Here is a 23256-nt window from a genome sequence, read left to right on the forward strand (position 1 = left end):
CGTCGTACAGCGCCTCTTCGCCCAACCCCCAGTGCCGCGAACCAGCGCAACAATCGGCGACCAGTGGGGTGCCTACTGCCAAAACGAAAACGGGATGAAGCGCGGCGTCGGCCTGCTTCATCCCGTTTCGTTCGAACGAGCTTTAACCCATCTTGTTGATATACTTGCTCGGGGGAATTCCCATATACTTTTTGAAACACTTCCCGAAATAATTGGCATCCGCGTATCCCACCCGCGCGGCTACGACCTGGATGACCGTATCCCCCCGGTCGAACAGTTCCTTTGCTTTCATGATCCGCGTTTCGGTCAGATAGTCGTTAATGGTGACCGTCGTTTCCTTTTTGAACACAAAGCAGAGATGGTTGTAATTCATATGTACGCTTTTGGCGATATCTTCGATTCTCAGCTCTTCATTCCCATAGTGACTCGCAATGTACGCTTTAACTTCCTCGATGACTTTGGCGGAACGATTCGGTTTGCGGCGATGCACATGGTTCATTACTTTTAATATCAAGGCACGAATCCAGCCTTCCAGCTCGTTCAAGGTTTTCATCTGCTGCACGCGCTGAAGCATATCGGGCTGCGATTCCTGCCCGAACACGTCCTCGAAACTTTGCGACGCTTCGGCCAGAAACTCCGCGCAAGTCGATACGATCTCCATGCCGGCGAGCAGCAGCATTTCGATCGAGGCCTGCTTGGCGCGGACATGCCCGAAAAAATCCACAAGCCACGCTTCCGTCTCGGACGGGTTGCCGACGCGCATGCCCATCAGCAAACCGCTCCTTTTTTCCACCGGTAACAAACTGACGTTCATGCCGGTCTCCGGCGCTGCGGCATACGCGAATACTTCGTCGCCCCCCATTACAAACCTGCGCTTCAAGGCAAGCAGCGCTTCCTTGTAAGAACCCGAGATCGCAGCCAACGATCGGCAGGCGCCCCCGATCCCGATCGTGGCCGAGCACGGCAGCTCGCGAACCTTGTCGCGAATCGTTCTGCACATGGCTTCCAGTGCGTCGGACGAGCCGTCCGGCGATCCGACGACGAGGACGAGACGGTCCTCATAATCGCGGCAGACGGCACACGGGTATGCGCTCTCCATCTCGCGCTGCGCGATCGCCTGAACGGCAGCCTTGCGCGCCAGCGGGTCCTCTTCGCGATTCCAATCGTCGCAAGGGTCCAGATCGATCGCGACCGCCGCATAATAGGGCCCCTTCAGCTCGATTCCGAGGGATGCCAACCGCTCCTGACCGGACGCCGCCGCTGCCGCCTGGCCGTTCCCCTGGAGCAAACCGTTCAGCACCTGCTCTTTTAAGACAGGCAAGCTGTCTCTCGCTTGCTTCCTCAGATCCTCAAGCTCCATCCGGCCCATGCGCTCCGTTCGAATCTGTTCCTTCATGCCCAGCAGGGAGCCCCTGAGCTCACCCTCGTTAATCGGCTTCAGCGCGTAATCGAACACGCCCAGATGTACGGCTTGCCTGGCATAGACAAATTCGCTGTGTCCCGACAGCACCATAAATTTCGTATCCTGATCCCGCTGCTTCGCTTTTTGGATAAATTCGATGCCGTCCATGATCGGCATATTCATATCGACCAGCACGACATCGGGCTGTAACTCGGGCAGGAGTGCCAGCGCTTCCGCCCCGTTTTTCGCTTCCCCGGCAATCTGAAAGCCCAGGTCCGTCCATGGAAGCGATATTTTCAAGGCTTGCCTGAAGTAATACTCGTCGTCTACGATAAGCACCTTATACATGACCGATCCTCCTGTTCCCCGCCCGGAGCGGGTAGTCGTAACGTTAGCTTAACGGTTCGCGCAACGCGCTATAGACGTCTCAGAGGCAATACGATCGTTATCTTCGTGAAGGCGCCATACTCGCTTTCCACTTTCGGCCCGTATCGGTCTCCGTACAGCATGCGGATCCGGTCGGCTACGCTCCTGAATCCGAATCCGCTTCTTTCCTTGGTCATCATCGCCTGGATTTGATCTTCGCGCATGCCGACCCCGTTGTCGAAAATTTCGATGTGCACGTCTTCGCCCACTCGCCGCCCCCCGATACGCACAAATCCTTTTTCGCTTTTCATCTTCAGTCCGTGATAGATCGCATTTTCCACGAGAGGTTGCAAGGTCAGCTTCGGAATGGAATAGGTCATGATCTCGTCGTCGATCTCCATCGTATACGCCATATATTCCACGTAACGCAGCTGCTGAATTTCCAGGTAGCTTGCCGTTAAACGCATCTCGTCTTTGATCGAAATAATATCGTTCCCGTTGCTTAGCGAAACTTTATAAAATTCCGCCATGTATTGCGCTGCCGTTATCGCTTCTCTCCCCATGTTCAGCTTGATGAGCGAGATGATGGTTTCGACCGTATTGTAAAAAAAATGCGGCTTGATCTGGGATTGCAGCAATTTAAATTCGATCTCGGCCTTCGTTTTCTGCTTCTCCGTGTTCTCGGCCATCAGCGCTTCAATGCGATCCATTAAATTGTTGAACCCGTCGCTTAAATACCCGATCTCGTCTCTGGATTGGTACGCGCTTCTGACCTGCATCTTGCCCGTCCGAATCTCTCGCATCGTCTTGGCAAGGCGAAAAATGGGACGCGTAATCGAACGGGACAGCAAAAAGGAAACGATCAATGCGAGCAGCAAACATACGGCGCCGATCCCAATGATCAACTGGTTGATTTTCTTGCGTTCCAGCGTGATCTCGTCGATCGGAATCGTGCTTACGATCGTCCATTGGAGCGGTGTGAAGCGCTGCGTGGATACGAGCATCCGCTTGCTGCCGCTGGTTTGCGTAAAGCTGACGTCTTTTTGTCCGAAGTCGGGAATGGAGATGGAGAACGCTTCGTCGAATTTACGGTACAGCAAATCTTTGTTTTTGGCGGAAATGATGCTGCCCTCTGCGTCTAGGATGTAAAACTGTCCGCCCTTATGGTTTTTTCCCTCCTCATAGATCGAAGTGATGACGTCTTCTTTGACGTACAAAAAAACGCGTCCGATCGTTTTTCCCGTATCTTTGTGAACGACCGTCTTGGATACCGCAAATACGTTGTCTTCTCCCTCGTACCTGAATTTGAAGCGGATCAGACCGGTCCAGACGGGCAAGTAGAAACGATCCGCGCGCTCGTCCCCGTCGCCGAACAGGCGGGAGGCGTATTCATTATCGGCAAAGCCCACGTCCACCCATTGACGATTGGCGGTCAGAATGCTTACTGCTTTGATTTTCGTGTTCGGCTCCACGATGTTGCTGATCGTTTCGGAGAGAATTTTATTCATGGAAAGGTTGCTGAGTCCTGCCACTGGCTTGTGCGCATAGGAATCGTTATTCAACAGCAAGTCGTTATAAAGCACGTTTTGCAAGCGATAATCGCTGGCCAAAATTTTGGAATAGTCTTCGATCGTCGATAATAGCGTTTGCAGGTTATTCCTGATCAGCACAAGTTCCCGCGAGGAATCGTTGACAGCCTTCTCGATGATGGCTTTCTGCGAGATGTTGTTGGTGACGATCGATTGGCTCGATATAAAAAACACGATGATCAGCAGGTTCGCAATAAAAATCTTATTATGGATGGATATGCCGCCCACATATTTTGTAAGCCCTTTCACTTTTGAATAGCTTCCTTTCTTCGAAAGATAAGCAAGCGGTATATTCTAAAGTATCAGCAGATCGGCGCGGCCTGTCAACTTGAATTTTCCAGAACGAGCGTTCTCCCGGAAGCGACATTTTCCGCGCTCCGCAGCAAAACCGCCGAGCGCTTCCGCGCCGGCGGCTTTCCTTTGCCAATCTACGATTTACTTGCCCAGAAACGCATTCAGTTGCTTCTGCTTCTCGGCGATAATGGCGTCAAGGCCGTTCGCCTTGAGCTTTTTGTAATACTCGTCGGCCTTAGCCGGATCGATCGAGCCGGTGTCGAGGCCCGGGTCGTACTGCTTGCGGATGTTGGACTCGACGGATACTTGCGACTTGACCGGCTCCGCGTTAAACGTGAAGCCGAGGCCCGGCGAGTTGTGAGCGCCTTCGTTGAACTTCTTGAACTGCTCCCACTTGTCCGGCGCTTCCGTGTTCCAGACGTAGTTCAGGAATTGGCTGCCCAGCATCCAGGTCGCGCCGATCGCGTAGTTACCCGTATTGTCGGTCGGCGTGATGATCTCGCCGTTCTTGGTATAGTGATCTCCCTCGATACCGAAGTTGAGCAGATTGTTCAGGTACTTGTCGGTGTGCAGCAGGTCGATGAACATCATCGCGCGCTCCGGATCGCCGGACGTGGTGGAGATCCCGAGCATCGAGCCGGCCGTGTCGCTCGTCGCGACGGTGCGTTCCGTCATGGCGACCTGCGCCAGCTTGCCTGCGAGACCGGTCGCGTTCGCCGTCTCGGCGTCCTTGCCCGGCTTGAGCGCCGAGGTCATCATGAACACGTTGCCCTTCTTCATCGCGTCGTTGCCGCTCAGCTGCGTCGTGGCCGCGTCTTTGTTGATATATCCCTTTTTAAAGAAATCGCGGGTAATCTCCAGCGTCTCCTTGTAGCGCGGCAGCTCGTTGCGCGGCTTGACCGTCGTCTCGTCGCCGTCCTTCATGATCGCGCCTTCGATCGTATTGTCGCCCAGGAAGTCGTACTTGGCAAAGTAGTGCGCGTTGAAGTTATCCCCGTCGCGCAGGAACACCGGCGTCATCTCGGGCTTCTCGGCCTTGACCTTGGCGAGGACGGGCTCGAGGTCCGCAATCGTCTTGGCCGCCATCAGCTGGTCGGTGACGCCCAGCTCGTCGGCGATATCCTTGCGGAAGATGATGCCGCCCTGCTCGGCGAGCTCCTTGTTCGTCGGGATGCCGTAGTTGAACCCGTTAATCTTGGCGCCCGTCAGGAACGCATCGGGCAGCGTGGACAGAATGTCCTGGCCGTACTTTTCGAGCAGGTTGCCGTATTTGCCGTTCGGATCGTTCAGCGGCAGGAAGGCGCCTTTGGCGACGTTGGTCGCGTGGCCGTTCCAGCTGGCGGTGAAGATGATGTCCATCGGATCGCGGGAAGCGATTGCAAGATTCATCTTGTTATCCCATTGGCCCCAGTCGACCAGATTGATATCGAGCGTCGCGTTGATTTTTTCCTTGAGGTATTTGTTGATCTCGGCTTCGACCTTCGCTTCGTCCTTGGGCGGCGTGCCGGGGAGATACAGCGTCAGCTTGTATTCCTTGAGGTCCGATGCCGCGGCGGACGGAGACGCGGAGGCGGAAGCGCTCGCCGATGCGGATTCGCTGGCGGACGCCTTAGGCGAAGCTGAGGCCGAGGACGACGAAGACGCGTCGGCGCCTTTATTGTTGTCGTTGTTGCCGCCGCAGCCTGCGAGCACGACGGAGAGCGCCGCGAGGGCGAGCGCGGACTTGCCGAGCTTGGTTTGTACGAACATGGGTATTGCCTCCCTTTTCATAGTGAGTAAAGCTGTATATGCGTGAACCGGCCGGTAACCGGGTTCAGCCTGCACGATGGGCCCGGCAGCCGCCGCGCGGGGCGACGGCCGGATCGGGTCAGCCCTTGACGGCGCCGACGGTGAGCCCTTGGACAAAGTAGCGCTGGAAAAACGGATAGATGAAGATGATCGGCCCGATCCCGACGACGGCCATCGCCATCCGGGCGGTCTCGCTCGGCATCCGGAAGTTCGGATTCGCCTGCATGATCGCCGAGTACGCCTGGGAGTTAGAGCTTAAGTATGCGATATCGAGCAGCGTCTTGTACATGCGAAATTGGATGCTCATCGGTCCGTCCTGGTTGATGAAAAGCAGGCTCAGAAACCAGTCGTTCCAATAATTCAGCGTGCACAGCAGTCCGACCGAGGCGAGCACGGGCAGCGACAGCGGCAGCACGATCCGGGCGAAGGTGCGAAGCTCCCCAGCTCCATCGATCTTGGCCGATTCGATAAGCGCCGGCGGGATCGAGCCCGAGAAAAACGTGCGGATCAGGATGACGAAAAACCCCTGGACGAACATCGGCAGCATGAGGACGAGCAGCGTATTTTGCAGATGGAGCCCTTGCTTGTAAGTCAGGTAGAACGGCACGAGTCCGCTGTTGAACAGAATCGTGAAGAACACGATGAAGGAAAAGATGCCGCGGTGCTTAAAGTCCCGCCGCGAGATCGGGTACGCGTACAGCGTCATGATGGAGAGCGCGACGAGCGTGCCCACGACGGTGACGAAGATCGACACGCCGTACGAATGGACGATCGGCTTCCAGTCGTTCAGCAGAAAATCGTAGGCGCCCAGGCTGAATTTTTTCGGCCAGATGTTATAGCCTTCGACCGTTACCGTGCGTTCGTCGGACAGCGAGACGGCCACGACGATAAGCAGCGGGATGACGCAGAGCGCGCTATAAATCCAGAAGACCGTATTAATCACGGCGTTGGTGCCGGCGGAGATTTCGTTCGCGTTGAACTTGCGTTTTCGGATGACGCTGGTTGCCATGGATAGGTTCCTCCTTCTGTAATCGCGGGCGGCGGGCGCCTAGAACAAGGCGTCGTCCTTGCTGATGCGTCTGACGACCAGATTCGCGGTCAGCACGAGGATGAAGCCGATGACCGCCTGATAGAGGCCGGCCGCCGAGGACATCCCGATATCGCCCGAGACGAGGAAGCCCTGATACACGTATGTGTCGATGACCAGCGTCTTGTCGTACAGCGCACCGGCATTGCGCGTCACCTGGAAGAACAAGCCGAAGTCCGCGTAGAAAATGCGGCCGATCTGCAGCAGCGTCATCGTGATGATGACCGGGCGGATGAGCGGAATCGTGATCGTCCAGATCTGCCTCCACTTGGTCGCGCCGTCCATATGGGCGGCTTCGTAATATTCGTTGTCGATGCCGACGATCGCCGCGAGGAAGATGACCGCGTAGTAGCCGATGCCCTTCCACGTGTTGACGAGCGGCAGGATGACGGGCCACCATTTCGAATCCGAGTACCAGTCGATCGGCTGGGCGCCGAACCACGGCAGGACAAACTTGTTCAGGATGCCGATGTCCGGATTGAGGAACGCGTACACGAGATACGAGAGAATGATCCACGACATGAAGTAGGGCAGGAAGAGGACCGTCTGATGCAGCTTGGACAGCGTCCGGTTGCGCATGACGTTCAGCGCGATCGCGATCCCGACGCCGATGATCGTGTTGAGGGCGATGAACGCCGCGTTGTACGCCATCGTGTTGCGCGTGATGACCCAGGCGTCGCTGCTCGCGAACAAATACTTGAAGTTGCCCCAGCCGACCCACGGACTGTCCATAAAATTCTCGATGAAGCTTGGAGACTGGTACGTCATCTGCTTGAACGCGATCAGCGCGCCTGCCATCGGAATATAGTTATTGACGATCAATACGATCAACGCCGGCGCCATCATCAGGTAAAACACGCCGTACCTTTTCCAATAGCCCTGATTCAGCGTCTTGGCCTTAACCGCTTTGCGCTTCTTGATCGCGGCCGGCACGGTTGGCGTGGCCTGCTCCATCTCCATCACGTTCCTTACGTTTGGTCTGTGATGTCATTGTACAGTCCGCCCCGGTACGCCATCTATCTACAACGGTGACCGAGATAGCATTATTGTGACTCGTGCGAGCGTATGCGTGAGCTCGGAGCTGCATCGGGCCATCCTGCAGCCTCTTGCCCATTTTGTATCTGCCGCGTCGATGTAGTTCTCCGGGACATCTTCGATCATCCTGCCTGTCCGCCCCACAAATGTAGTTCTATCCGGGACTTCTTTGACCCTCCTGCCTGCTCACCGCACGAATGTAGTTCTATCCGGGACCTCTTCGACCAATCCTACCTGTCCGCCGCACGAATGTAGTTCTATCCGGGACCTCTTCGCCCACCCTGCCTGTCCGCCGCACGAATGTAGTTCTATCCGGGACTTCTTCGCCATTTGTGCCGAATTAGTACAAGCTGCGATAAAAAAACCGAACGCCGTAAAAACGACGCTCGGTCCACTCTTTAACGTGTTATGATCAGTTGCCGGAAATCCACTGCTCAGCGCCCTCGGCGCTTGTCGTATAGCCGTGCGCAATCGATGCTTCGAGGATATCGCCGTAAGCCCAGTGCGTGGCCGGCACATCCTGCCACGGCGATACGGCCGCGGCTTCGGCAGCTAAGGCTGCCGCCGCGCTGCGTCCGAGCAGCTTGTTCACGATCGCGACCGCCTCTGCACGGGTCACGGGCTTGCCCGGACGGAAGCTGCCGTCCTCATAACCCTTGATGATGCCGGCGCTTTGGACTTGCTTGATCGCCGATTCCGCCCACGTGCCCGCGGTGTCCGTGAATCCCTTTCCTGCATCGCCACCGGCAATCGTGCCGTCCATCAGCTTCGCCGCCAGGCTCGCCAGCTCGGCGCGCGTGATCGGCTTCTCCGCGCCGAACGTGCCGTCCGCGTAGCCCTTCATCAGTCCCATCGTCGTTACCGACGAAATTACGTTCTTAGCCCAGTAGCCACTCGCCACGTCGCCGTATGCGATGTCGGCCGTCGTAGCAGGCAGCGTCACGGTCCGCGCCAGGATCGCCGCGATCTCGGCGCGCGTAATCGTCCGCTCCGGACGGAACGTGCCGTCGGCATAGCCTTGAACATATGCTTCATGTGCCTCGCCCGCCGTCTTCACGAGCGTGAACGTGCTGAACTTGTTCACTTTGAATTCAATGCCCTGCACGCCGCTATTGTACGTGACGAGCTTGCCATGCAGCAACTCCTTCGTGCCATCGCTATGCTCGACGTAGATCCCCAGGTTCGCAAGCTCCGCCTGGCTCAGCGTTACACCCTTCAGCGGCATGACCAACGTGACTTCGCGGCCCTGCAGGTTCGTTTCGATCGTCATCGGACGGCCGACGACCGTGACGCCAAGCTCGCCTGCCGCCGCCTTCACGGCCGCATCCTTTTCAGCGCGCGCCTTGGCTTCTTGCTTGCCGGCCTCGCTCTTGATCGGCACGAACCGGAAGTACAGCTCGTCCGTGAAGTCCTGCAGCGACGCCGCCGGGATCTGTACCTTCACGTTGTCCGTCACGATGCCGAGTCCGATTTTAGCGTCCCGGATCAGTTGGCCCGCATCCTTCGGCACGGTCACGTTCACTTCGGACACTTCGTCCTTCGTATCCGGAATGATGATGTTCGCCATCTTCGAACCCGCGGCGATGATGCTTGCCACCGTCTGCTTCGCCTGGTCCGCCGTCAGCACGACCTTGTCGCTCTTCGTGCCGTCCGCTTTTTTCGTGCGCTCGATCTGCGCCTTGGCGACCGCGCCGCCGCTCGCAGCGCCGGCATCCTTCACGTCAACGTAGATGATTTCCTTGTCCGGCTGCGCCGTCGACGGCGCGTACACCTCGACCCCGCCCGCCGTCAGCGTCTTCACCGTCTCGTATGCCGAAGCGTCCGTCACCGTGAACTGCCGCAGATCCGCCTCGTCGGCGACCTTCAGCGCATAGTTGCCGTACGCTGCATCCGTCTTGATTTTAAACGTCACCGTAAACAGCTTGTCTCCAACCTTGAGCGCCTTGTCGCCGCCTGTAAGGTCGGCCCAGGCCGCTCTCAGCCAGCCGTCTTCATTATCGTAGCCGCTGTCGAACAGCTCGCCGCCAGGTCCGGCAATGCCCGTCACCTCAAGCGCTGCCGGGTCGAACGCCACCTTCATCCCGTACGAGCCGACATTCGCCGAAGCTGCCGTCAGCGTCACCGGCACGTCGACGGTCGCTCCCTGCAGACCCGATACCCGGCCGATCCCGACCGTCGTTGTCCCGCGGGCCATGTCGACCGGTCCGACCGCCGCGCTCAGCACAGCCGTGCCCGTCGTCGCGCCGCCCGCCGCCACCGGCGTCACCGCAAAGAACAGGTACTTGCCGAGCAGCGCATCCGTCGGCTCCAGCGTCATCGCCGTCGCGCCTTCGATCGCGGTCTTGTCCGCGCCCGATGCATCGGACGCCGCGTACCATTGGTACATCGAGACGCCTGCAGCATTGCCTTCCCGATCCGCATAGGCGTATTTGCCCGTCAGCGTCTGGCCGACCGACGGCGTGCCGTCGATCGCGACGCTGCCGGCCATCGGCGCATCGTTTTCGATCGTCACTTGCGCATCTGCATAGCTCTGGATTTCAAGAGGCTCCACGCTATACGTATAAGTGCCTTCGTCGAGTACGACGTTTGTCGTCCCAGGCGCCGCGTCCTTGCTGACTTCGAACGTCAGCGTGAAGACGTCCGACGTTCCCGTGATCAATCCATCAGTTCCGATGCCGAACGTATCGGCGGCGACATAGACGGTGCCCGCCACCGACGTGTCCGATTCGAAGTGCGCCGCGTCCGTCTTGTCCTTGATGCCGTCGCTCTTCAGCTTCAGCACCTGCGGATCGTACTGCACGCGCAGCGTGTACGCCCGAAAACCCTCGTATACGGTGATGGTCGGTACCCTGTTCGGCTGCAGCGAGACGGTGACGTCCACCGTCTCCCCGCCCCGGCCCGTTGCATTCGCCGCCGATGCCTTAAACTGTTGGTACGGCGCCGCTTGCGCCGCTGCCGGCAGCAGCCCGAGGGCCAGGCACAGCGTCAGCAGCGCGGCGGTCAGACGACGGCCGATTCCGCCGCCATTAATCATTCGTTGAATAACCTGCATGCCGCTCACTTCCTCTCCCCGTTATAGATCGCCAGGATGATCTTGGCGTCGTCCGTATCGACGTCGCCGTCGTCGTCCATATCGAGGATGACCTTCTGCTCGTCGGTCAACGTCGTCTTGCCTGTGATGTACTTATTGGCAATCAGCGCGTCAGCAGGCGAGACATAACCGTCGCCGTTGACGTCGCCCTTCAGCACGCCGACCGGTCCGAGCGGGGCACTCTCGACGGATGCGCCCGTCGCCGTTCCCGTAGATGCGACAGGCGTTACTTCGAAGCTTACGAACTTGCCGTACTGCGCCGCCTTCAGAACGAGCGTCTTGCCCGTAGCGCCCGCGATCGCCGTCTTGTTCGTGCCGTCGGCATCGTCGGAGACATACCACTGATAGATAGATGCGCCTTCTGCTTCTGCGTCATTTTCCGCGTCTGCATACGCGTAACTGCCCGTCAGCGTCTGCAGCAGCTTCAAGCCGCCGGTCGCGTGTACGCCGGTCGCCGTCGGCGCAGCGTTCGCTGCGACAGGCGTTGCGCTCGTATAGGTAACCGGCGTGCCTGTCGTCGTGCCGGCCAGCGAGATCGGCGTCACTTCGAAGACGATGTGCTTGCCGACCTGCGCGGTCGTCAGCTGCAGCGAGCTCGTAGTCGCGTCCGCAATCACGGTTTTCGCCGTTCCTGCGGCATCGGTCGCCGTATACCATTTGAACGTTGTCTCGCCTTGTTCATCGTTTTCGACATCGCCGTACGTGTACGAACCTTCCAATGTACTGCCTTCCTTCAGCGTGCCTGTGAAACTCACAGCGCTCGCCGTCGGTGCCGCGTTTGCAGCGACAGGCGCGGCGCTCGCATACGTTGCAGGTGTACCAGTAATCGTGCCGACCTTCGCGACCGGCGTCACCTCGAAGACGATATACTTGCCGACCTGCGCGTTCGTCAACTGAAGCTGCTCCGACGTTGCGCCAGCGATCTCGACCTTCGCAGTGCCGGCACTGTCACTTGCCGTGTACCACTTGAATTTCGTTGTGCCTTGCTCGTCATTCTCATTGTCCGCATAGTCGTACGTGCCAGTCAGCGTATGGCCTTCCTTCAACGTACCTGTGAAGTTCACCGCGCTTGCCGTCGGCGCCGCGTTGGGCGGTGCCATGCGAGTGACGCGAACCTGGCTGTTTTCTATGAAAACGGCGAACAGTTCATCCCCCGACGGGCGCGCATGAACCTCGAGATACGGCATCATGCCTTGGCTCGCAAGACTGCTGTTGATCCCTTGATCCGAGCCGCCGTCCGCCCAGGACCATGCTTGTCCGTCGTATGCTTTGACGCGGATCTGGTAGGACGGTTCCTCCGACCAAGCAGCGTAAAGCTTGCCTGCGTAAGCCCTCAGATTTACCTTATAAGCGCTGTATCCCTGATCGTAATTCAAGGATCCGCCTTCAGCCGACACCCAGGCCGAGCCGTTCCATTTCTTGACTCGGGTCTGGGCTGCAGGCATATCTGGGTTCTGTGCGTTTTCCACATACTCGTTCCAGGCTACATAGAGCTGTCCCGCTCCCTCGCCGTATACGGCTAGCGAAGGCGTGCTCGCGGATTGCGACGCATTCACATTAATGCCGGAGACAGGATTGTCGGTCAACGTCCAGTTCGTTCCGTCAAATGCCTTGACATGAACCACGGCGAATTCGCCCTTATTGTCCAGTTCAGTAAACGCCATATAGAGCTTTCCGTCCTGAACGGCCAAACTCGCGTCTCTGCCGAGATCCGAGCTGCTTACGTTCAACGACGCGCCGCCGTCTGCAGCGGTCCACGTCGAGCCGGTTCCGGCGTACTTCTTGGCCCGAATCTGCGAGCGCCCCTGCGCGTTGTCCTCCTCCCAGAACAGGTAGAGGACGTCCTTATAAACGACCAATCGCGCATTTGTCGCGCTTTTTGTGACATCGATGTTCAGGCCGTTTGCCCCGCCGCCGTCGACGGACTTCCAAATGCCGTCTACCAGCTTTTTGACGCGAATGTTCTGGATGGAAGGCTGGCCCTCATCCCAAGCCACATACAGCGCCCCGCCGTAGACGGCAAAGGAAGGTCTCAGCGCGTGGTCGCTCGACTTGACGTTAATCGGAGAGCCATCGTCTCCGGATATCCAACCGCCTGAAGCATCGTCATATTTTTTGACGCGCAGTTGATAAGACGATCCCGTAAGCTCCGACCATCCTGCGTACAGCTTACCGTTAAAATCGATCATCGACGGATACATGGCCGTGCTCGACGCGTTCACGTTAAGGCCGGTAATGCTGCTTCCCTCGGCGAAACTCCACTGCGCAGCCTGCGCCGGCGTCACGTACCATGCTGTCAGCGCGACGAGCAGGGCAAGCATGGCTGCTGCCGCGGATTTTTTCCATGCGAACGATTTTTTCAAATCCGTTAATCTCCCCTCGATGCTGTTCCATGTCTATCAGACACAATTCGACAACTTTTTCCATTCTACTTGACTCTTCTGAACAATCGCTTAACGCAAAACAGTCCACGTTCTGCGAATCCGGCGTCTCGCACCCCGCGCCGCTTATTGGCTTCAGACGCAACAACAGAGCGCCGGGGCGCTCTGCTGTCGATGCCTTATGGTTCGGCTTAATGCCGATCTACGTCACAACGTACCGTCAATATAACCCGCCTTCACCAGCAGCCTATGCGCCATGGCCGCCGTCTCCGCGCGGGTGATCCCGGCGCCGGGATTCAGCTTGCCGCCCGCGCCTTGCGCCAGCCCGGCTTCCACGACAGACGCAACTGCGTCCTTGGCCCAGGCGCCGATGCCCGAGGCGTCGGCGAACGCGCCCAATACATCGCCGGACGAGCTTACGCTGCCGGCCGACAACCCGGTCAGCTTCATCGCGCGGGCCAGCATCGCCATTGCTTCTTGCCTGGTGATCGATGCGCCCGGTTTAAAGGTCCCGTCGCTATATCCACCCGCAATACCGTAGGAAGCCGCGATGCGCACCGCATCCGCATACCAGCTTCCGGCCGGCACGTCCGTGTAAGCCGCCGCCGCTCCGGCACCCTGCTCGACGTGCAGGCCCAAGCCCCGCGCCAGAATCGAGACGAACTCGGCGCGCGTAACGCCGCGATTCGGCTCGAAGGCCGTTGCCGTCGCGCCGTTCAAGACCAGCCTGGAGGCCAGATCGTTCACGTCGTCCCGGCTCCAGTGGGAGGCCACGTCCGCGAAGGTTTTCGGGTGCCAGATCACCGTGTATACGCTGTTGGTCAGGCTGCGGATCGTGGCATAATACTTACCGTCCTTCTCCGTGACGACCGTCGGCACATGCGAGACAGTGCCGTCTGCGTTCAGCACGACGCCCGTCGTGATGCGGGACGGATCGATGCCCTCGGGCAACGCCACGCTCCGTTCGACGTAGCTGCCGAACCGGCTGACGTTAATGACTTTACCGCCATAGGAAGCCTCGACTTCAAAGCTGACGGGCTTCGCGACCTGCAAGGCGCCTGCGCTTTGCGCCGCTTGCTCAATCTTCGCAAGATCGGCGTCTTCGGGATCGGCGATGCGAACGCTGATCTCGATATCCTGCAGCGCGACATCCTTGCCGATCTGCGCGGAGATGTCGTCGATGCGGATTTGCGAGGCAGGCAGCGTATAGCCGCCCTTGTCCGTCTCAATCTCCAGCACGGCTTCCTTGCTCTCCATCGTCTTCACGAGTTTGCCGTTCAGCTTGGAGACGATGGCGCCGGAGGCGTCGCCTCTCGCGTCAAGAAGCAGCTTTTTTGTCTCATTGCCGGCAATGCGCGCTTCCACGGCGTCATTGTCTACGGCGATGTTCGCCACGGTACGACCGCCGACCTTATCTATGGTTACGATCGCAGACTTCGGCTGCACCTGTCCGTCAATGTAGACCTTCAGCTCCGAACTCGTCTTGGTCGAGCTCGGACTGCTCACGCTCAATTGCCCGGCTTCGACGCTGACCGTAAGCGCATTGGCCTTTGCGCCGGAAAACGTGCCGCCTGTGAACGACAAGTTCTCCGCGCTCGAAGCGTTTATCGACAACGCCTGGTTGCCGGTCTGGTTTTTCGCCTGTACCTGAATCTCGAACAGCGTCTGATCGGAAGCGATCGGATGCTCCGCCGCGCTGCCCGCGCTCGGATCGATCCAGGCGGCGCGCAGCCATCCAGCTTCATTGTCGAAATTTGTGCGGATACATCCTTTTTCGTCGGTCAGGCATTGAGTTTCGTCGGTGCTGCCGTACTTGGGCGCGACCGAGACGATCTCGACCGCCTTGGGGTCGTAATCGATCTGAACGTTGTAGGAAGCGATCGCCTTTTCGGTCTTGACCGAGACGGGGATCGTGGCGGCGCTCCCGGTCGTCGCGGATGCTTGGCCGATGACGAGCTTCACGTCGGGCGCTGCCGGCTCGGCCGAGGCGGTGCGAAAAGCGGCGACCGGCATGCCGAGCAGCAGGATGATAACGAACAGCGCAGCTCTGCGCGCAGCGGATGTACGATTGCGTATGCTCATGTTGAACCTCCGTTATATTGATAATCATAAGATGCCTTATGCGAGGTTAATTCGTGTGCGTGCCAAAATACTGAAGCGTGCCCTTCGGGAAGCTCGTCCATTGACCGAGCTGGAACTTCGGCGCACCGCCGTACGTCTGCGGCTTGCGGATGATCGTCCCGCCGTTCGGCATAAATTTGATATCCGTCGTCACGGTCGGATCGCCAAGCACGTCGATAACCTTGCCGCTGCCGTTCTTCAGAACCAATGCCGTAACGGAGAAGCTGTTCGGATTGTACAGGTCCAGCTCGTCGTTATAGTACCAAATGTTCATGACATCCATGGCATCGTAAAAGATGGAATCAATAAAGATAAACGGCATGCTCGGAACAACTTTTAGCATCGGCACCGTCGTCACCGACATCTGGTGCGTCGATTTCATATACTTGTACACGACGACACTGTAGCCGGTCGCATCCTGCGTGGACGTATTGTAGAGTTCAAGCGCGATTCGTCCGTCCCCGGCATCCAGGTATTGCGAGAAGTAAGGCCCCGGGATCTCTTCGATCGTCTTAAACGACCAATCGGTGTTGGCGCTCATCGCCGGGCTCGCGGAAGCGTCCGCGCTCTTGAACGCGCCCGCATCCATCTGCACGTAATACTCCGTCAGGTTGCTCAGCATGTTCGGCTGGATCGTGACCGTCGCTCCGCTGATCGTCACTTTGGAAGTGTCGTTCGCCGAGATGCTCTGCACGAGGCTGTCGTCCGACTTTTTGCGGATCGATACCGTCTTCCCTGCAACGGCCGTAACGGCCTTGTCGAACGTAATGCTGAGCGCGCCCCGCTTGTCCGTGTCCGCCTCTCCTGCGGCCGGCGAGCGGCTTGCAATCGATAACGAACGCGGCATGGCCGTAATCGTTGACGCGTTCGAAGTGACCGTTTTGCCGCTCGCAAGACCCGAAGACAGCACCGTAACGCTAAAGTCGGTCACGTCAGCGTTCATTGGCGTGCCGTCGTAATCGAGGCTGAGCATCAGCGTCTCGTCGTCGAATTTGTCCACGCTAAGGACCGTGAGGCCCGCCGGCGCATGATTCAGCTGAATATTTGCTTGATCGAACACTTCATTGTCATCCTGATCCAGGTCGAAATGGAACTGATCGCCCGCGATCGTAAGCAGCAGAATCGCGCCGCCGTCCTCATTCATCTGCTTCTCGGAAAATTCCGCGATATTCTCCGCGCCGAAGACGCGCGAATCCGCCGAAGCGAACCGCCATGCGGTCTTGCCGTTCATTCCTGCGAAGGCGTTGCCCGTCATGTCGGTAATCGCGCCGGCCTCAATATTTACATAATAATCGGTCGCATCAGCCAGTTTCGCATGTGCAATCGCGAGCGTCTTGCCGCTGACGGTCACATTTGCCGTATCGGACGCATCGTACTCGGCGAACAAGCTGTCGTCGGCCGCGTTGCGGATCGCAATCTTTTTGCCGCTTACTGTTTTGATATTTTCGTTAAAATCGATCTTGATGTCGTCGGTCAGACTGACCCCCGTCGCTTGATCGGCGGGCGTCAACGTACCGGCTACCGGCGCCGCCGTATCCGGGGTGGTGAATCTCCATACGCCGGCGTCGCCGGCGAAGCCGGAGAAGGCATTGCCTGCTGCGTCCGCGAAGGCGGAGCTTGAGATCTCGATATAATATTCCGTCTCGTCGGCGAGTCCAGGATTATGGATCGTGACTTGAGCGCCGCTCGACGTTACCTTGGTCGTATCCGCGGCCGAGTAGGAAGCGACCGTACCATTATCCGACGCCCGCTTGATCGCGATCGTACCGCTGCCTGCAACGACCGGCTCGCTGAAGCCGATGACAAAGTCCGCGCTCAAGCTGACGCCCGTCGCCCCTTGCACCGGGTTCAGCGTCGCAGCCGTCGGCGCGATCGTGTCCGGCGTCGCGAATCTCCAATTCGTTTTGCCGGCGATGCCTGTGTATTCGTTGCCCTCCGCATCCGTGAAGGCCCCCTCGTCGATCACGGCGTAATAGGCGGCGTTCTCCGCCATATGCATATCGAGCATCTTTACGACATTTCCGTTTATGACTACATTCGCGGTGTCCGTCGTCTCGAACTGGAGCGCCTCCGTGTCGTCCGCGGCATTGTAGACCGTGATGTGCTTGCCTGCCGCGGCCTTGACCGGTTCGCTGAAGGTCAGCGTCGCTTCGAAATCCTTGCTGCCCGTCACGGCGCCGTCGACCGGCGACTTCGAGGTTAGCGTAGGTGCGATCGTATCCGGCGTCGTGAAGGACCAGGCCGAAGCGCCCGCAATGGCCGGAGCCGCATTGCCGGCCGCGTCGGCGAAGGCACCTGCCGGAACGTCTACGTAATACGCCGCATTGTCGCTCAAACCCGGATTTTGAATCGTGACCGTGCCGCCCGAGATCGATACGCGCGCCGTATCGTCGGCCTGGATGACCGCCAACGGCGCGGAAGGAGCGGACGCGTCATAGATTTTAATGGCATGTCCCGCTACGGCGACCATATCCTCGTTGTAGGTAAGCGTAAGATTCGACGAGGCATCGACGCGTTTGGCTTGGTTCGCCGGTGCAAACGTGCTCATGGACGGCGGCGTTATATCCGGCACGGTAAACGTCCAGCCAGCATTCACGCCAGCGAACGCGTTGTCCGACAGATCGGCAAACGCCCCCGCTTCGACCCGCACTTCGTAATTCACCGCTTCGTCCAGATCCGGATGCGTGACCGATACCGTCGCGCCGGTCACGTCGATCTTCGTCCCGTCCGCAGCGTCATAGGTATACAGCGGCGTCGCGCCGCCTTGCTTATAGATATAAACCTTCTTGCCCGATACCGCCTTCACCGGCTCGTTGAAGGTCAGCACAAAGTCCGCGCCTCTCAGCACGTTCGGCGCGCCGGCTGCCGGCGACTGCGTCGACACGACGGGCGGCGTCGTGTCCGGCGTCGTAAACGTCCACGTCGCGCTGCCGTTCGTACCCGCATAAGCATTGCCCGCCAGATCTGCGACCGCCGTTGGTTCGACCTCTACGTAATACGCGGTTACGTCGGCCAGACCCGGATTTTTAATCGTCACCTTGTTGTCCGCGAACGTCACATGCGCCGTGTCGCCCGCCTCGTAAGAGACGGCCACGCTGCCGTCCGATACCTTGCACAGCTTGATGCTGCCCGTACCGGCCTTCACTTTTTCCGTAAACGTCATGACGAAGTCCTTCGCCATGTCGCCTTTCGCGATCGTTCCCGCAGGCGTCAAAGCGTTAACCGCCGCCAGCGCCGGCGGCGTCGTATCGGGCACTGCCCGATCCGTGGATACTGTAGCAGCCGCGCCGCGCGCCGTTCCTTCGGCAGCGACCGGCGTAATCTCCGCAAACAGAAAATAACCGACGTCCGCGTCCTTAACGACGTATGTTCGCTCCTCGGCGCCTGCGATAAGCGATTTGTCGGAGCCGTCCGCAACGAGTCCCTTGTACCATCTGAACGCGGAGGCGCCCTCGGCATCCCCTTCGACGTCGGCGTAAGCGTAGTTCGCCGTCAACGTGCCGCCCGTCTTGAGCGTGCCCGCAATCGAGGTCCCCGTCGTAAACGGCGCATCGTTGTCTTCCTTGATACTTACGATATAGGTGACCGACTGCGGCCCGGTCTTGCCGACATAGTTGGCGAGCAGCGCCGTCGCGTCCGCTGTCGTCACCTTTCCGTCCCGGTTGATATCCAGGCGGTTGATCTCCTCGTCGGAGAGAGGAACTTTGCTGTTGACGACCTTGGTGATATATAAGGCGTCCGCCGAGGTAACCAGCCCGTCCCCGGTCGTATCGCCGATTTTCGTAATCAGAAATTGAATCCGATCGATAATGGGAGGCGCCCCGTCCTTCTCCGCCTTGAGCTCGATATTCGCCGTTCCGGCACCGAGCACCGTGACCGAGAGCTTGCCCGCACTGACGGAAGCGGTTACAGATGTGTTGTCCGATGTTGCCGAGAGCCGCATGCCCGGTTCCGGCTGCCACGTTGTGTGGCCGGCCAAGTCAATCGTCACCGTAGAACCGTTGACGACGATCGGAGCACCCACTGCGTTATTCCCTGCATAACCGGCGATCCAATTAACGTCCAGGTTCTTGACTGGCGCGGCTATAATCGCGCTGTCCGCGGCATGCGCCGGGACCGCGCCCGCGATCGGCGCTGCGGCCAACAGGACGGATAACGTTAGCATCTGGCTTCTTCGGTGCCAAGCAAAGGACTTGCCGGTAATCTTGTTGTCCATGATCCTCTTCCCTTCTCGTCGGAGCCATCTCGCGATGGTATCGTAGACAGTAATCGTCATTATCCGACAAAAAGTTTAGAGCTTGTTAGGTATTTATTCGCGACAAATGATTCTTTTTACCTATATTTACCTCAATTTCATTTCAGCATCTAAATTGACTGATGCCTCTTCCTATAATCCTGCGGCGTCACGCCCGCAATCTTGCGGAACAGCTTGGCGAAATACGAGAAGTGCATATAACCGAGGCCTTCGGCTATGTTGCTGATCTTGTCGTTCGTCTCGGTGAGCAGCCGCTTGGCGCGCTCGATCTTCGCCTGGGCGATGTAGTCGGTGAGCGACATGCCCGTCTCTTTGCGGAACAGCCGCGATAGATAAGCCGGATTGCGGTAGACGGCTCTCGCGATGTCGTCGCGGCCGAGCTCCTCGTTCAGGTGCTCCTGGACATAGCTCTGGATCTTGGCGATGACGGCGGAGGCGTCCCGCTGCCGGTCGAGCAGCGCCGCATTCGTCTTGGCGAGCAGCCTGAGCGCCCATGCCGCCATGCTATCCGTCGTCCGCGACGCGAGACCGTCGGCGAGCTCCTGCTGCGCAAATAATTCTCCGGCCGGTACGCCGCGCCGCAGCGCGGACTGATAGAGCATATGGACAAAGCCGTAGTAGAAAAGTTCCAAGCTCTCGCGGCCCGCTCCCTCTTCCTTCATCCGTCGCAGCGCTTCCGAGATTGCCGTTTCCAGCTCGGCTGCGCTTCCCCCTTCCAGCAGGATGCCCCACTCCATGAAAGGCGGCAGCGTCTGTCCGCCGCCCGAACTACCCGCCGCGGCGCCGTTTCCCCCGTGTTCCGCGCCGTTCGATGCGTCTATGACCGATGCCGGCTGCGCAACGTTGGCGCGCTCCACCCTGGCGAGCCGCTCCAGCTCCGCGGCCAGCGCTTGCGGCGCCGCCGGTTCACCCACGTAGCAGGACACCGCGCAGTGGAAATATTCGCGGCATGCCCGTATGTAATCCCGGCATCGCCTGAGCACCTCTCCGCGCGTTTCGTTCGCCTCATACAGCAGCACAAGGCTCTGCTGGGCGCGATCCTGCAAAGCCGCACCCGCCCCTTCGGCGCCGACGATGATCTCGGCTGCCGCTTTACGAAGCGCGTACTCCATGATGCGCTCGTCGCGACCGTCGAGCGCCACGTCCCACTGTTCGACGCTCAGCAGCACCGGCAGCACGGCATCGCCGGCGGAGAGCGGAATGTCGTACGTCGCGTATTCCCGCGCCAGCCGTTCCGGCGATGCCGGCAACCCGCCCGCCAGCGCCTCCTGCCAGAACCGCTCCACCAGGATCGGGAGCTGATTCGTCCATTGGCGGCGATAGGTCTCAAGCGTCTCCTCGAACGCCAGCTGCGCCCGTCGCTCCTCAATCTCCGCGACGGCCCGCCGCACGATCTCCTTCAGCACGTCATGGTCGACCGGCTTAAGCACGTATTCGAAGCAGCCGTGGCGCATCGCTTCCTGCGCATACTCAAACCGGGCGTGTCCGGTCAGGAAAATCGTCAGCGTAGCGGGGCACGCCTCTTTGATATACCGCAGCAGCTCCATGCCGCTCGCGCCGGGCATCTCGATGTCCGAGATGACCAGGTCCACCTGATTCTCCTCGAGCTGCCGCCGCGCTTCGGGCACGCTGTCGGCCTCCAGAATGCGGGCGATCGGAAGATCGCCCCACTCGATCCCCTGCGTGATTCCTTTGAGCGCATAGATCTCGTCGTCCACCACCAGCATCGTTACCATTGCGCTTCCCCCTTCGTTTCTCGATTCCGGCGTCGACCGCGCGTCTTTCCTTTTCCGCCCAAGTCCTAGCCCGTTCCTTCCTCATCGATGCCAGCATCGTTCATGCCATCTGCGGCCGATGCCGCCGCTCCCTTGCACGGCAGCCGAATCGTCACGACCGCACCGCCTTCCGGCGCGTTGGCAAATGCGATTCCCCGCTCGTCCCCGTACAGCATCCGATAGCGCCGCAAGATGTTCCAGATCCCGAGATGCTCCTCGCCCGTTCCCTCCGCGTAAGTGCCTGCCGCCAGATCGGCGAGCATATCCGCGGGAAACCCGATGCCGTTGTCGCGAATCAGCAGCAGCATGAACGCTTCCGGGTCTGCGGCATCCGCTTCCGTCTCGATCTCGATGCGAAACATCGTGCCGTCCGGCACCTTTTTTCCAAACCCGTGGATGATCGAATTCTCGACGAAAGGCTGCACCATGAGCGGCGACAGCTCGCAGCGAAGGTGCTCCGGCTGTACGCGCACGTCATAGTCAAGCTTGCCCGCGTAGCGGATTTTCTGAATCTCCAGATAGTGACCGATATGACGCAGCTCATCCTCGAGCCGCACCGTCTGCCGGTGGCTCTGCATGAGGAAACGGAAATAATCCGCCAGATGCAGCGACAGCTTTTGCACCGACTTGAAGTCCTTGAGCGCGGCCAGATTGTAGACGATATTCAGGCTGTTCATGTAAAAATGCGGGTTGATCTGCACCTGCAAATGCTTGTACTCCGCCTTCTGCACGCGCAGCTGCTCCTCGTAGACGTCGATCTTCAGCTTCTCGATCTGTCCGGCCATATTGTTGAACGTGCCCGACATGAACGCGAACTCGCTGCTCTGGTCGGTCGGCAGGCGGATGTCGAAGCGCCCTTGGCCTAGCTTGCGCATCCCCCGTATGAGATCGACCAGCGGCTTGAACATGATGCGCTGCAGGAAGACGAGATAGATCATGAGCAGCAGCGCCACCAACAGCGGGATCCAGTAGTAGAGCACCTTTTGGAAAAAGGGGAGGTTCTGCAAAATGAAGTCCTCGCGCATCACGATCGCGTAGACGACGTCGACCTGGTCGGAGGCCTGGGACAGGACGAGGTATGATTCCCCCCCCTGCTTCATGACCCCGTAATCGCCTGCGCGCGACACGATTGCCTGACGGAAAACGTTATCATTCATCAGCGTCGAATCGCTGTCCGCGAGCAGCTCGCCCTTCTTGTTCAGCAGAAACGTCCCGCCGTCCGGACCGACGTCAAATCCCTCGAGCACCCGCAGCAGGCTGCGGTCCCGCACAAGCACGCCCGCGTAGACATCGAGCCCGAGATCGTACGTCCACATCAAATATTGCGAATCCGGAGCGGTGCCGATGATCATCGGCGTCCATTCGCCGGCGTCCGGCTGCAGGCGGCCCGTGCCTCGCAGATAATTGCGCGACCAGCCGAGCAAGACGTCCTTTTTGTCGGTGTAGGTGCTATTGTCCTGCGTCACGTAATAAAGATCGTCGGCCTTCCGGTCGAAAATGAAAAGCGTGTCCATCATGCCGTAGTAGATGCCGCTCGAGTCGCGCACGAACTGGTTCAGCAGCCGGATCTTTGCAAGCATGAAGTCGCTGTCGGCGGCGGTCAGCGCCTGTATGAGCGGTACGTCGGGATTGCTCTCGAGCCGGTTGAGATACACCATGTATTCGTGGAGGATATTGTCGTTCTGCTTGATGTTGGTCTGGAGCAGATTGTCGTAGTGGGCGGAGATTTGCTGGCGGACGACCTTCATGGCGTAAAGGTTGTTATAGATCAGGAAGACGACCATGGGAGCGATTACAACAAAAAAGCCGAAGACGATCTTGAACCGTACGGAATGCCAGATGCGCATGGATGTCTCTCCCCGGAGCGACGCGTTTGTTACTAGCATAACCGCCGTCCGTCGGTCCGGCAATCCCAAATATGTAAATGATGGGCAGCCGACGTCGTCGCCGCTCCAAGCGGCAAAATTGCCGCCAATTAAAGAAAGGGCTGTCCGTCAGCCGCCTTCCGGCGCTGTGCGAACACCCCTGCTCTCATTCGATCGGTAATCCTATACGTGCTCCGCAAAGCATCC

At 58.8% G+C, this 23256-nt stretch carries 11 protein-coding genes; all 11 read right to left on the reverse strand.

Annotated elements, in window-relative coordinates:
* Positions 1-142: 142 nt before the first annotated feature.
* Entirely contained in the window at positions 143-1750 is a 1608-nt protein-coding gene (locus ACFOTD_RS23195) for a response regulator (protein ID WP_378122313.1), read from the reverse strand.
* Positions 1751-1818: 68 nt separating this feature from the next.
* Positions 1819-3606 (reverse strand): cache domain-containing sensor histidine kinase, encoded by a 1788-nt coding sequence (locus ACFOTD_RS23200; protein WP_378122314.1) that lies wholly within the window; start codon positions 3604-3606, stop codon positions 1819-1821.
* A gap of 186 nt (positions 3607-3792) precedes the next feature.
* Entirely contained in the window at positions 3793-5400 is a 1608-nt protein-coding gene (locus ACFOTD_RS23205; RefSeq protein WP_378122315.1) for an ABC transporter substrate-binding protein, read from the reverse strand.
* 118 nt (positions 5401-5518) lie between these two features.
* Positions 5519-6448, reverse strand: coding sequence for a carbohydrate ABC transporter permease (locus ACFOTD_RS23210; protein WP_378122316.1), 930 nt, complete (start codon positions 6446-6448; stop codon positions 5519-5521).
* A gap of 39 nt (positions 6449-6487) precedes the next feature.
* On the reverse strand, positions 6488-7480 hold the full coding sequence (locus tag ACFOTD_RS23215; protein WP_378122317.1) for an ABC transporter permease: 993 nt from the start codon (positions 7478-7480) through the stop codon (positions 6488-6490).
* Positions 7481-7973: 493 nt separating this feature from the next.
* On the reverse strand, positions 7974-10613 hold the full coding sequence (locus ACFOTD_RS23220; protein ID WP_378122318.1) for an S-layer homology domain-containing protein: 2640 nt from the start codon (positions 10611-10613) through the stop codon (positions 7974-7976).
* 5 nt (positions 10614-10618) lie between these two features.
* Positions 10619-13015 (reverse strand): dockerin type I domain-containing protein, encoded by a 2397-nt coding sequence (locus tag ACFOTD_RS23225; RefSeq protein ID WP_378122319.1) that lies wholly within the window; start codon positions 13013-13015, stop codon positions 10619-10621.
* A gap of 225 nt (positions 13016-13240) precedes the next feature.
* Entirely contained in the window at positions 13241-15115 is a 1875-nt protein-coding gene (locus ACFOTD_RS23230; protein WP_378122320.1) for an S-layer homology domain-containing protein, read from the reverse strand.
* A 46-nt stretch (positions 15116-15161) separates the two neighbouring features.
* Entirely contained in the window at positions 15162-19370 is a 4209-nt protein-coding gene (locus tag ACFOTD_RS23235; protein ID WP_378122321.1) for an Ig-like domain-containing protein, read from the reverse strand.
* 149 nt (positions 19371-19519) lie between these two features.
* The gene (locus ACFOTD_RS23240) at positions 19520-21145 is read right to left on the reverse strand and encodes a response regulator (RefSeq protein WP_378122322.1); all 1626 of its coding nucleotides are present in this window, start codon (positions 21143-21145) and stop codon (positions 19520-19522) included.
* A 65-nt stretch (positions 21146-21210) separates the two neighbouring features.
* Positions 21211-23031, reverse strand: coding sequence for a sensor histidine kinase (locus tag ACFOTD_RS23245; RefSeq protein ID WP_378122323.1), 1821 nt, complete (start codon positions 23029-23031; stop codon positions 21211-21213).
* Between the last annotated feature and the right edge of the window lie 225 nt (positions 23032-23256).

This window comes from Cohnella sp. GCM10012308, assembly GCF_042649185.1.
Classification (GTDB): Bacteria; Bacillota; Bacilli; order Paenibacillales; family Paenibacillaceae; genus Cohnella.

Coding starts and splice junctions, on each gene's coding strand:
- ACFOTD_RS23195 (WP_378122313.1), bottom strand. CDS start 1,750: ATGTATAAGGTGCTTATCGTAGACGACGAGTATTACTTCAGGCAAGCC.
- ACFOTD_RS23205 (WP_378122315.1), bottom strand. CDS start 5,400: ATGTTCGTACAAACCAAGCTCGGCAAGTCCGCGCTCGCCCTCGCGGCG.
- ACFOTD_RS23210 (WP_378122316.1), bottom strand. CDS start 6,448: ATGGCAACCAGCGTCATCCGAAAACGCAAGTTCAACGCGAACGAAATC.
- ACFOTD_RS23215 (WP_378122317.1), bottom strand. CDS start 7,480: ATGGAGCAGGCCACGCCAACCGTGCCGGCCGCGATCAAGAAGCGCAAA.
- ACFOTD_RS23220 (WP_378122318.1), bottom strand. CDS start 10,613: ATGCAGGTTATTCAACGAATGATTAATGGCGGCGGAATCGGCCGTCGT.
- ACFOTD_RS23230 (WP_378122320.1), bottom strand. CDS start 15,115: ATGAGCATACGCAATCGTACATCCGCTGCGCGCAGAGCTGCGCTGTTC.
- ACFOTD_RS23235 (WP_378122321.1), bottom strand. CDS start 19,370: ATGGACAACAAGATTACCGGCAAGTCCTTTGCTTGGCACCGAAGAAGC.
- ACFOTD_RS23240 (WP_378122322.1), bottom strand. CDS start 21,145: ATGGTAACGATGCTGGTGGTGGACGACGAGATCTATGCGCTCAAAGGA.
- ACFOTD_RS23245 (WP_378122323.1), bottom strand. CDS start 23,031: ATGCGCATCTGGCATTCCGTACGGTTCAAGATCGTCTTCGGCTTTTTT.